Source organism: Nocardia sp. NPDC004573 (assembly GCF_053602135.1).
Map to the genome: position 1 here is coordinate 34644 of NZ_JBSGDA010000039.1, position 11422 is coordinate 46065.

At 69.5% G+C, this 11422-nt stretch carries 8 protein-coding genes; 4 read left to right on the plus strand and 4 right to left on the minus strand.

Annotated features, from left to right (window positions below):
- Positions 1-101: 101 nt before the first annotated feature.
- A complete protein-coding gene (locus tag ACWEKR_RS34225) occupies positions 102-1463 on the minus strand; it encodes an NCS2 family permease (protein ID WP_452358022.1) in 1362 nt (453 codons plus the stop codon).
- Positions 1464-1571: 108 nt separating this feature from the next.
- Complete coding sequence (glgP, locus tag ACWEKR_RS34230) at positions 1572-4145, minus strand: alpha-glucan family phosphorylase (protein WP_452358023.1); 2574 nt, start codon at positions 4143-4145, stop codon at positions 1572-1574.
- Positions 4146-4568: 423 nt separating this feature from the next.
- On the opposite strand from glgP, the gene ACWEKR_RS34235 reads away from it, so the two are divergent.
- The 4 genes from ACWEKR_RS34235 (at position 4569) to glgB (ending at position 9927) form a co-directional block, all read left to right on the plus strand.
- The gene (locus ACWEKR_RS34235; protein ID WP_159842708.1) at positions 4569-4880 is read left to right on the plus strand and encodes a hypothetical protein; all 312 of its coding nucleotides are present in this window, start codon (positions 4569-4571) and stop codon (positions 4878-4880) included.
- 152 nt (positions 4881-5032) lie between these two features.
- Positions 5033-5674 (plus strand): LysE family translocator, encoded by a 642-nt coding sequence (locus ACWEKR_RS34240; RefSeq protein WP_452358024.1) that lies wholly within the window; start codon positions 5033-5035, stop codon positions 5672-5674.
- Between the two features lie 99 nt (positions 5675-5773).
- Entirely contained in the window at positions 5774-7777 is a 2004-nt protein-coding gene (locus tag ACWEKR_RS34245) for a maltotransferase domain-containing protein (RefSeq protein ID WP_452358025.1), read from the plus strand.
- Positions 7774-9927, plus strand: a complete 2154-nt coding sequence (glgB, locus tag ACWEKR_RS34250) for a 1,4-alpha-glucan branching protein GlgB (RefSeq protein WP_452358026.1) — start codon at positions 7774-7776, stop codon at positions 9925-9927. Before ACWEKR_RS34245 ends, glgB begins: the two co-directional genes overlap by 4 nt.
- A gap of 21 nt (positions 9928-9948) precedes the next feature.
- Here glgB and ACWEKR_RS34255 read toward each other — a convergent pair whose 3' ends face one another.
- Both ACWEKR_RS34255 and ACWEKR_RS34260 read right to left on the minus strand, forming a co-directional pair.
- The gene (locus ACWEKR_RS34255) at positions 9949-10797 is read right to left on the minus strand and encodes a tetratricopeptide repeat protein (RefSeq protein ID WP_452358030.1); all 849 of its coding nucleotides are present in this window, start codon (positions 10795-10797) and stop codon (positions 9949-9951) included.
- Positions 10798-10858: 61 nt separating this feature from the next.
- On the minus strand, positions 10859-11227 hold the full coding sequence (locus tag ACWEKR_RS34260; RefSeq protein WP_452358027.1) for a DUF3817 domain-containing protein: 369 nt from the start codon (positions 11225-11227) through the stop codon (positions 10859-10861).
- Between the last annotated feature and the right edge of the window lie 195 nt (positions 11228-11422).

The following is an 11422-nucleotide window of genomic DNA, read 5'->3' on the forward strand; positions in this document are numbered from 1 at the left end:
GACTGCGGTCCGATTATCTCACGAAAGGCCAACTGCCCGAGCTCTCGGTCTATTCCACGGACGGGCGCCAGAGATGGTTCAGCGCGACGACGAGCGGACAGTCACTCCGCGAGGAAGAAGAAGTAGCCGAGGAACACCAGCATCAGCGCCCACATCGCCGGGTGCACCTCCTTGACGCGCCCGCGGGCCGCCATGACCACCGGATACAGCAGCATGCCCATGGCCAGGCCGTTGGCGATGGAGTACGTCAGCGGCATCATGACGATGGTGACGAACGCGGGAACCGAGTACTCCAGGCGGTTCCAATCGATCTGGCCCAGCGAGCGGGCCATCAGGATGCCGACCACGATCAGCGCGGGCGCGGTCACCTCGCCGGAACCTGCCACCACCGCGAAGATCGGATAGCAGAACATCGCGAGGAGGAACCAGCCCGCCGTGGTGACGGCGGTCAATCCGGTCCGTCCGCCCGCCGAGACGCCCGCGGTGGATTCCACATAGGCGGTGGTGGTGGAGGTGCCGATGACCGCGCCGGCCATGGTGCCCACCGAGTCCGCCGCAAGCGCGCTCGCGGCGCGCGGCAACCTGCCGTCCGCGTCCAGTAGACCGGCTTGGTTCGCGACGCCGATGAGCGTGCCGGAAGCGTCGAAGAAATCGACGAACAGCATGGTCAGCACCACCACGGCCATCTGACCGGTGAACGCGTCGGGTAGATGGACGATCGCCTGGCCGAAGGTGTGCTCGAGTCCCTCCGGCGCGGCGAACACGCCCTTGGGCAGATCGACCAAGCCGCTGACGATGCCGACGATCGTGGTGAGCACGATGCCGTAGAGCACCGCCCCGTGCCAGCCCCGCACCAGGAACACCACGGTCACCAGCAACCCGAACAGCGCGAGCAGCGTGGTGCCCTCGGTGAAGTCGCCGAGGGTGACCAGCGTCGCTTCGCTGTTCACCACGATCCCGGCGTTCTTCAGGCCGAGGAAGGCCACGAACAACCCGATACCCGCGCCCACGGCGAGCTTGAGCTGCATCGGGATCGCGTTGAGGATGCGTTCGCGAATCCGCGTCACAGCCAGGACGAAGAAGATGGCGCCGGACAGGAATGTGCCCGATAGCGCGACCTGCCACGGAATCCCCATGCCGAGCACCACCGTGTACGCGAAGAACGCGTTGAGCCCCATGCCCGGCGCGAGCGCGATCGGATACCGCGCCCACAGTCCCATGACCAGCGTGCCGAACACCGCTGCGACGGCGGTGGCGGTGAACACCGCCTGCATGGGGATGCCCCGGTCGCCCAGCGCTCCCTCGTCGCCGAGCACCGCGGGGTTGACCGCGAGAACGTACGACATGGCGAGGAATGTCACGGTTCCCGCCATGACTTCGCGCTTGACGGTCGAGCCGGTGGAGCGGACCCCGAAGTACCCGTCGAGGCGTCCTCGGGTCCGGTGCAGAACGTCGGTGACCATGGGTGACTCCAGTCGAGAACGGTGCGGGGCGGGCCAAGGGCACGGTAACCGACGGTTCACTGCCCAGGGCAACCCGCGGTGGCGCCACCGTGACCGGCGCCACCCGGACTATGCGCTCGGCGCGGAGACCAACCCCAACTCGGCGTCGGAGGCCAGCAGATCGTTGTGCGGCAGCACGCGCACCGTGTAGCCGACCGCGCCGGACAGCGGCAGCGGGGTGTCGACCGTGAACAGCTCCGCACCGGCATCCGACCCGGTGTGGGTCATCGGGACCGTGGTGGTGTCGGAGAGGTCGTCGGTCGCCGACACCCGGCCGAGCACCGCCTGCACCACCACGTCCGGCACGCTCAGTCCGCCGAGTTCGACCCGCGCGGTCAACGACAGCCGCGCCCCGATCACCGGCGTGTCCGGCAATCCCGCGCTGTCCACCTGGATCACCTTGACCGAGGGCCACGCCGACTCGACCCGGCGGCGATACTCGGCGATGGCCCGAGCGACGGCGAAATCGTCGGCCGTCGCCCGCTGATGGGCCGCTGCGGCGGGAGCGTAGTACTCCACCGCGTAATCGCGGACCATCCGGGAAGCCAGGACCTTCGGTCCCAGGGTCTGCAACGTGTGCCGGACCATCTCGACCCAGCGCACCGGCATCCCGGACGCGTCGCGCTCGTAGAAGCGCGGCGCCACCGCGCGCTCGAACAGGTCGTAGAGCGCGGCGGCCTCCAGATCGTCGCGGCGGTGCTCGTCCCGGACGCCCTCCGCGGTCGGAATGGACCATCCGTTCTCACCGTCGTACATCTCGTCCCACCAGCCGTCCCGGATGGACAGGTTGAGCCCGCCGTTGAGCGCGGACTTCATGCCGGAGGTGCCGCACGCCTCCAGCGGCCGCAGCGGGTTGTTCAGCCAGACATCGCAGCCCCAGTACAGGTAACGGGCCATCGACATGTCGTAGTCGGGCAGGAAGACGATCCGGTGCCGCACCTCCGGGTCGTCGGCGAAGCGCACCACCTGCTGGATGAGCGCCTTGCCGCCGTCGTCGGCCGGGTGGCTCTTGCCCGCCACGACCAGCTGCATCGGCCGCCGCGGGTCCAGCAGCAGGGCGCGCAACCGCTGCGGGTCGCGCAGCATGAGGGTGAGGCGCTTGTAGGTCGGCACCCGCCGCGCGAACCCGACGGTCAGCACGTTCGGGTCGAAGACACCGTTCACCCAGCCGAGTTCGGCCTCCGCGGCGCCGCGCTCCAGCCACGACGCGCGCAGCCTGCGGCGCACCTCGTCGACGAGGATGCCGCGCAGCGTGTTGCGGGTCGACCACAGCTCGGTGAGATCGACGTCGCGCAGCCGTTCCCAGCCGCGCCCCTCCTCGACCAGTTCCGCGCCGATGTGCTCGCGCGCCTTGTCCACCCACTCCCGCGCCGCCCACGTAGTGGCGTGCACGCCGTTGGTGACCGAGCCGATCGGCACCTCCGCCGGGTCGAACCCCGGCCACAGCGAGGCGAACATCGACCGGCTGACCGCGCCGTGCAGCTTCGAGACGCCGTTGGCGCGCTGCGCGAGCCGCAGACCCATGTGCGCCATATTGAAGACCGACGGGTCGGCTTCCCGGCCGAGCGCCACGATCCGGTCCACGGAAAGACCCGGCAGCAGAGCGGATTCGGATTCGCCGTGCGCACCGCCGAAGTAGCGCCGCACCATCGGCATGGGGAACCGGTCGATGCCCGCCGGGACCGGGGTATGCGTGGTGAACACTGTGCCGGCGCGCACGGCGGCGAGTGCGGAATCGAAATCTTGTCCGGCCGCGACGAATTCCCGGATGCGTTCGACACCGAGGAAACCCGCGTGGCCTTCGTTCATGTGGAACACATCGGGATCGGGCAGCCCGGCCGACGCGGTGAACGCGCGCACCGCCCGCACTCCGCCGATGCCCGCGAGGATCTCCTGGCGGATGCGGTGTTCCTGGTCGCCGCCGTAGAGCCGGTCGGTGACCGCGCGCAGTTCCGGGTCGTTCTCGGCGATGTCCGAGTCGAGCAGCAACAGCGGAACCCGCCCGACCTGCGCGATCCATACCCGCGCACGCAGCACCCTGCGGTCCGGCATCGCCACATGGATGAGCACCGGCGAACCGTCGGAAGTGAGTGCCCGCAGCGGCAGGCCCTGCGGATCCAGCGCCGGATAGTGCTCGGCCTGCCAGCCGTCCGTCGTCAGGGATTGCCGGAAATACCCCGAGCGATACAGCAATCCCACGCCGATCAGCGGCAGGCCGAGATCGGAGGCGGCCTTCAGGTGGTCACCGGCCAGAATGCCGAGTCCGCCCGAATAGTTCGGCAGCACTTCGGTGACACCGAACTCCATCGAGAAGTAGGCGATGCCGCGCACGCCTTCCTCCCCCGCCCTGCGCTGGAACCAGCCCGGCGCCGCCAGGTACTCGCGCAGGTCCGCCGCCGCTGCGTCGACACGCGCGACGTAGTCGGGATCGGCGGCCAGCTCGTCCAGTCGCGCCGCGGGTACCTCGCCCAGGATCCGGACCGGATCGTGCCCCATCTCCTGCCACCGCCGCGGATCCAACGCGGCGAACAGGTCCTGGGTGGGCGGATGCCACGACCAGCGCAGATTCGTGGCGAGCTCACCCAGGGCAGCCAAGCGCTCGGGCAGATGGGCACGGACGGCGAAACGACGCAATGCCTTCATTGGGTAGAACCTACACGGGGCCCGGCGCCTCCGACCCGCGCGACCGCGCTCCGAACAACCTCCCGACCAGCGTGTTTCCGCATCGCGCGGGTCGAAGGAAGCAGCGCACCCGCGCCTACGTAACGCTCGCTACCGTCACGGAACGGCCACGGCTGGCGCACCGGCGCCCCTGTTCCCGCTACCCGATCGAGACCCGCGCTCGCTTGTGAACTCCGGAACGCCGGGCAAACCCACAAGCTGTGCGGACCAACCGGCCGCACCAACCGAATCAGTACGGGAGTGATCGAGATGTGGATGACAGCACACCCAAATCGCGCCCGCGATCGGCGCTGGTCGCGCGCTGGAGCAGCGATCACGGGGTTCGGAGCTTGCGCGGCGGCATTCGTTCTCGTCGCCCCCACCGCCGGCGCGGCGGTAACGACGGTGACCGCGAGCCCCGCCCAAGGGATGAGTTTCGGACTCGGGAACTACGGCACCAATTGCCAGTACCGGGTGACGGCGACGGTGGACAATTCTTCGTCCGATCCCGTTCAGTTCGCCGACAGTGCTGGAGGCAGCTTCTCGCCGAATCCGGCGACGGTGGTCGGCAACCAGGCCACCACCGTCTGGATCCCCGGCGCGACCGGCCAGCACACCATCTCCGCGACGCAAGGCGCCGGCCCCGCCTGGACCTCCCCCGCGATGACGGTGGGCAACGGGATGAACCTCGGCTTCGCATGCCTGGTCATGCCGTAAGCGGCAGTTCGTGATTGTGGCGTCGAACGCCGGGCGGCCACCCAGCGCATGATGCTCCACGGCGGTGGCCGCCCGGGCGCCCGACCTTCCCGCATCGACCGCGGGCACGGAAATCAGTGGCCCGAACAGCGACGAGATGACAGCATCGGCTGATGCCGCACTGGGTTCACGTCCTGCCGCAGTTCCTGTTGGCCTGCCTGTTCATCGCCGCGCTCCCGGGGCCTGCCACCGCCCTGTTCATCCAGCGCGCCGTCCGGGACGGCCGTACCGCGGGTCTGGCGGCGGTGGCCGGGAACGAGATCGGCGTGCTCGGCTGGACGCTGGCGGGTGGGGCAGGGCTGTCCGTCCTGCTGGTCGCGAACCGGGCCATGCACACGGCCGTGCATGTCGTCGGCGCGCTGGTGCTGATCTGGCTCGGTGTGCAGGCGTGGCGCGGCGCCCGCGGCGACGGCGAGTTCGGCAGTGCGATGACGCGTATGCTGCCCGCGGGCCGTACGCCCGCCGCCGCCTTCCGCGCATCGCTGATCTCGATCGCGGCCAACCCCAAAGCGGCGGTCTTCGGGCTCACCGTTCTTCCCCAGTTCCTGCCGTCCGACGGCCCGGTGCTGCCGACCGTCGTGATCCTGGCCCTCATCCAGCTGGTGATCGACACCGCGTGGTGCGTCGGCGTGGTCTTGGCCGCCGACCGCGCGGGCGCCTGGCTGCGCCGCGCCGGTATCCGGCAGCGAGTAGAGCGCGCCCTGGGCGCGGTCCTGGTGGCGCTCGGACTCGGCCTCGCCGCCGACGCTCGCTGAACCGAAAGCCCAGATCAGCCCCCGCGACAAGGGTCCGGAAGCGGGCTGGGGACTTCGGCGGATCGGGTCCGGAAGGCCGGTTGCCGGTAAGTTGGTTCCGTGACCGGCCGCATCGCTATCGATGACACAGCCCCGTCCATCCCAGGCGGCCGGCCCGCCAAGGCGGTGGTCGGCGAAGTATTCCCGGTGCGCACCGTCGTGTGGCGCGAGGGCCACGATGCCGTCGCCGCCACCCTCGTCGTGCGTGCCCCTGGCGCCTCGCGGGTCACCCGCATCCGCATGACGCCGGACTACGAACCCGACGTCTTCAACGCGACCTTCACCCCGAATGCGCCGGGCGCGTGGACCTACCGGATCGAAGGCTGGAGCGATCCCATCGCGACCTGGCGCTCGGCGATCGAGGCGAAACTGGCCGTCGGGCAGAGCGCCGCCGATCTGGCCAACGACCTGGAGCTGGGCGCCCGTCTGTTCGAGCGCGCGGCGCAGGCCGTCGCCAAGAAACAGTTCCAGCGCCTGCGCGCGGTCGCGGCGGCGCTGCGCAGTGACGAACAACTGCCCGCCCGGGTGGCCCCGGCCTTCACCGGGGAAGTCGCCGAGATCCTGCGCGCCACACCGCTGCGCGACCTGGTCACTCGCGGGCCCCAGCACACCGTCCAGGTCGAGCGACATCGTGCGCTCTACGGTTCCTGGTATGAGTTCTTCCCGCGCTCGACCGGCGGTCGTGACGCCGCGGGCAAGCCGGTCCACGGCACCTTCGCCACGGCGGCCGAAGAGCTCCCGCGCATCGCCGGCATGGGTTTCGACGTCGTCTACCTGCCGCCGATCCACCCGATCGGCGAGATCAACCGCAAGGGACGCAACAACGCGCTCACGGCGGAGCCGGGCGACGTCGGCTCACCGTGGGCCATCGGCTCGAAGCACGGCGGTCACGACGCCGTCCATCCCGATTTGGGCACCGAAGCCGATTTCGCCGAATTCGTCCGCAAGGCACGGGAACTCGGCCTCGAGGTGGCGCTGGACCTCGCCTTGCAGTGCGCGCCCGATCATCCGTGGGTGCAGGCGCATCCCGAGTGGTTCACCACCCTGCCCGACGGCACCATAGCCTTCGCGGAGAACCCGCCCAAGAAGTACCAGGACATCTACCCGGTCAACTTCGACAACGATCCCGACGGCCTCTACGCCGAAGTGCTGCGGGTGGTCCGGCACTGGATCGGTCTGGGCGTCACCGTCTTCCGCGTCGACAACCCGCACACCAAGCCCGCCGATTTCTGGGAGTGGCTGATCGCGAACGTGTGGCGCACCGATCCGGACGTCATCTTCCTGTCCGAGGCGTTCACCCGCCCTGCCCGGCTCTACGGGCTGGCCCGGCGCGGATTCAGCCAGTCGTACACGTATTTCACCTGGCGTGTGGCCAAATGGGAGCTCACCGAGTTCGGCAACGAACTGGCCGCCAAGGCCGACGAGGCCCGCCCCAACCTGTTCGTGAACACCCCCGACATCCTGCACGAAAGCCTCCAGCACGGCGGGCCGGGCATGTTCGCCATCCGCGCCGCCCTGGCCGCCACCCTCGCGCCGACCTGGGGCGTCTACTCCGGCTTCGAGCTGTTCGAGCATCAGGCGGTGCGCCCCGACAGCGAGGAGTACCTCGACTCGGAGAAGTACGAGCTGCGCCCGCGCCCGTTCGCCGAGGCGCTCGCCCGCGGCGAATCACTGGAGCCGTGGCTCACCCGGCTCAACGAGATCCGCCGGGCGCACCCGGCCCTGCAACAACTGCGCTGCCTGCATTTCCATCACGTGGACAACGACGCGCTGCTCGCCTACTCCAAGATCGACCCGGTCGGCGGCGACGCCGTGCTGGTCGTGGTGAACCTCAATCCCTTCGGCGCCGAGTGGGGCATGCTCTCGCTCGACCTGCCCGCGATCGGCCGCGAATGGCACGACCATCCGGTGGTGTACGACGAGGTCAGCGGCGAGGAGTATCACTGGGCGCAGACCAATTACGTACGGTTGGACCCCGCCCGCGCCGTCGCGCACATCATCGCCCTGCCCCCCGTGTCCCAGCAGGCGCGCACCGAGCTGGCCTACCGCAGGACGCTGCGATGAAACGTCGCGATCTCATGCTGCTCGCGGCGGGCACCCACACCGACCCGCACACCGTCCTGGGCGCGCATCCCCATCCCGACGGCACGGCCGTGCGGGTGCTGCGCCCACACGCCGAAACCGTGGCGGTGCGCGTCGGCGGCGTCGACCACGCGCTGAAACCCCTCGGTCACGGTGTGTTCGCCGCGGTGCTGCCGTACCCGGAGGTCATGGACTACCGCGTCGTCACCACCTATCCCGGCGGCCAGACCATCGTCAGCGCCGACGGCTACCGGTTCCTGCCCACGCTCGGCGAACTCGACCTGCACCTGATCGGCGAAGGCCGCCACGAACGCCTGTGGGAGGTGCTCGGCGCCCACCCGCGCCGCTACACCACTCTCGACGGCGAGGTGACGGGCACGTCGTTCGCGGTGTGGGCGCCGAACGCCCGCGGCGTCACCGTTATCGGGGACTTCGACGGCTGGAGCGGCAACACCGCGCCGATGCGCAGCTTGGGATCCTCCGGGGTCTGGGAAGTCTTCGTCCCGGGTGTCGGGCCCGGGACCAAGTACAAATATCGCGTGCACGGCGCCGACGGACGGACCGTCGACCATGCCGACCCGCTCGCCTTCGCCACCGAACAACCTCCGGCGACCGCATCGGTGGTCGCCGAGAGCCACCACGCGTGGCACGACCACGCCTGGCTCGAGCAGCGCGCCGCCACCGACCCCACGCGCGCGCCCATGAGCGTCTACGAGGTGCATCTCGGGTCGTGGCGACCGGGACTCGGCTACCGCGAGCTGGCTGACCAGCTCGCGGAGTACGTAGAGGCGACCGGATACACGCACATCGAGCTGCTCCCGATCGCCGAGCATCCGTTCGGCGGCTCGTGGGGTTACCAGGTCACCTCCTACTACGCCCCGACGGCGCGCTTCGGCTCCCCCGACGACTTCCGTGCGTTCGTCGACAGGATGCATGCGGCGGGTATCGGCGTCCTGCTGGACTGGGTACCCGCCCACTTCCCGCGCGACGAGTGGGCGCTGGCCCGTTTCGACGGCACCCCGCTCTACGAGCACGCCGACCCCCGCCGGGGCGAGCAACTCGACTGGGGCACTTTCGTGTTCGACTTCGGCAGGCACGAAGTGCGCAACTTCCTCATCGCCAACGCTCGCTACTGGATCGAGGAATTCCACGTCGACGGTCTGCGCGTCGACGCGGTCGCCTCCATGCTCTACCTCGACTACTCCCGCGGCGAAGGCCAGTGGGAGCCGAACGTGCACGGCGGACGAGAGAACCTGGAAGCCGTCGACTTCCTGCAAGAACTCAACGAGACGTTGCACCGGCAGCACCCCGGCGTCGTGACGATCGCCGAGGAGTCCACCACCTGGCCCGGCGTCACCCGCGGCACCGACGTGGGCGGTCTCGGCTTCACCATGAAATGGAACATGGGCTGGATGCACGACACCCTCGGGTTCCTCGGCCGCGACCCGGTGCACCGCTCCTGGCACCACAACGAGATCACCTTCTCGCTGGTGTACGCCTGGAGCGAGAACTACGTGCTGCCGATCAGCCATGACGAGGTCGTGCACGGCAAAGGCACGCTGTGGACCAGGATGCCGGGCGACGATTTCGCCAGAGCCGCCGGAGTGCGCGCCCTACTGGCCTACATGTGGGGCCACCCGGGTAAGCAGCTGCTGTTCATGGGCCAGGATTTCGGCCAGTTCCGGGAATGGTCGCACGATCGCGGCCTGGACTGGCACGAACGGGACAACCCCCTGCACCGGGGCATCACCACACTCGTGCGGGACATGAACGCGGTCTACCGCGCCCACCCCGCTCTGTGGAGCCAGGACACCACCCCGGGCGGCTACGCCTGGATCGAGGCGGACGACAGCGCGAACAACGTGCTGGCGTTCCTGCGCTACGGCTCCGACGGCTCCGTGGTGGCCTGCGTCTACAACTTCTCCGGGTCGACCCATGACGCCTACCGGGTCGGCCTGCCGCAGCCGGGACGCTGGCTGGAAATCCTCAACACCGACGCCGCGGACTACGGCGGCTCCGGCCTGGGCAACCTCGGCGAGGTGCTGGCGACCGACGAGCCCTGGCACGGCCGTCCCGCCTCGGCCGCGGTGACGCTCGCGCCGCACGCCGCGGTCTGGCTGCGCCACAGCTAGCGAGCCGCACCGGCCACGGACTCAGTACAGCGCGGCGGCCAGCTTGCGGCGCGCGGCCACGACGAACGGCTCGGCCTGGTCGAACAGCTCGAACAGCTCCAGCAGACGGGCCCGCGCCTTTGTGCGGTCGTCGCCGGAAGTGCGCTTGACCACGCCGATCAGCCGATCGAACGCCGCCTCCGGACGCTGCTGGAATAGTTCGAGATCGGCGGCTCGGATCGCGGCCTCGACATTCGACGGGTCGGCGTCGGCCTCCGCGATGGCCGATTCCGGGAGGTCCTGGGCCCGAGCGAGGAAGCGGAGCTGGCGCAACGCGCCCTTGGCCTCCTCGTTCGCCGGCTCCGCGTCGAGAATCGCTTGGTAGGCCGCCTCGGCGCCGGCCAGGTCACCCTGCTCCAGCGCTGCCTCGGCCGCCGCGAAACGGGGATCCTCGGCAGGCTGCTGCGGCTGCCCGCCACCTTCGAGCTTGCCCGCCACCGCGTCGACCACCGCGTTCAGCCACTGCCGCACCTGCGGCTCGGGCTGGACACCCTCGAAATCGGCCAGCGGCTGCCCGGCCGCGATCGCGATCACCGTCGGGATGCCCTGCACCCGCAACGCCTGCGCGATCCGCATATTGGCCTCGGCTTCGACCGTAGCCAGATCCCAGGTGCCGCCGTCGGCGGCGACCAGACGCTCCAACGTGCGGACCAGCTCGATGCTGCCCGGACTGCGCTGCGAGTACAGCACCACCACCACGGGCACCTGCATGGACCGGCGCAGGACCTTGGTCTCGAAATCGGCCTCGGACACCGCGTGGTCGCCACCGGCCGCGGCGCCCGCGCCTCCCGCGGGCTGCTTCAGGCTGGACAGATCGACCGCTCCGGACATGGCGGCGGCGACAGCGGGCGAAGGACGGCGTGCGGCTGGTCGATTCACGACTTCCAGTTTGTCACGACGTGGCGGATACGGGTGCCCCGGACTCGGCGGAGCCGGCGTTGCTCAGCTCACCCAACTGCCCCGACCGCACCGCCCACACTTCGAACAGCACCGTGCAGAACGGCGGGATGCTGGACAGCAGCGCGAGGACGGTGGTCCTGGCGTTCCACCCCAGCTCGCGCGCCGCCACGATCGCGGTGATCACGAACAGCACGAACACGATGCCGTGCGTCATGCCGAACACTTTGACCGGCCACAACACCGGCTCCGGAATCCGCTTGAACACCATGCCGATGATCAGCAGCACCCACGAGATCGCCTCGAGCACCGCGATGAAACGAAACCGCTTGGCCACCGTGCTCAGGTCGAAGACATTGCCCATGCGCCCATTCTGCCGGATGCACTACACACTGTCGTAGTGAGCTGTGTCTATTTTGCGGCGCCTGCGGCGCTGCGTGTTCGCGGCCCCTGTGTGGCTCGCGTGTGCGCGACCGCCGCTTGCTCCTTCGTCGCGTACGCGGCGGCATGCAGCGGCAGTATCGCGACCACGTGGTGCATCGCGTCGTGCAGCGCATGA